Raw genomic sequence first — 480 nt, forward strand, 5'->3', positions numbered from 1 at the left:
CCCAGTGCCAAGGCATCCACCGTGCGCTCTTGTTTGCTTAACCACTTCGTCTCATGACTTGCGTCACAAGACACTCGGATGAATCTTGACAATTGTGTTTGCTTTCGCTATCCAGTTTTCAAGGAGCATATTCTATAGGATGTTTAAAAAAAACATTTTTAAACGGCCCATTGTAATTGGTGGAGCCTAGGAGGATCGAACTCCTGACCTCCTGCGTGCAAAGCAGGCGCTCTCCCAGCTGAGCTAAGGCCCCAAACATGGTGGGCCTGAGTGGACTTGAACCACCGACCTCACGCTTATCAGGCGTGCGCTCTAACCGGCTGAGCTACAGGCCCCCACCAATTTAGTAAATTGCTGAAGGAATGGCTCCTTCAAAACCGAACAAAAGCTCAAACGCTGCGCTGAGAAACCCGCTTTCCTTAGAAAGGAGGTGATCCAGCCGCACCTTCCGATACGGCTACCTTGTTACGACTTCACCCC

Annotated in this window: 2 tRNA genes and 1 rRNA gene; all 3 read right to left on the reverse strand. The window is 50.6% G+C overall.

What is annotated here, in order from left to right:
* Positions 1-177: 177 nt before the first annotated feature.
* Positions 178-253 (reverse strand) — tRNA-Ala (locus OYT88_RS20740).
* Between the two features lie 5 nt (positions 254-258).
* Positions 259-335, reverse strand: a tRNA-Ile gene (locus tag OYT88_RS20745).
* 88 nt (positions 336-423) lie between these two features.
* A 16S ribosomal RNA gene (locus OYT88_RS20750) occupies positions 424-480 on the reverse strand; the annotation flags it as partial.

Source organism: Sporolactobacillus sp. CQH2019, assembly GCF_028765345.1.
GTDB lineage: Bacteria > Bacillota > Bacilli > Bacillales > Sporolactobacillaceae > Sporolactobacillus.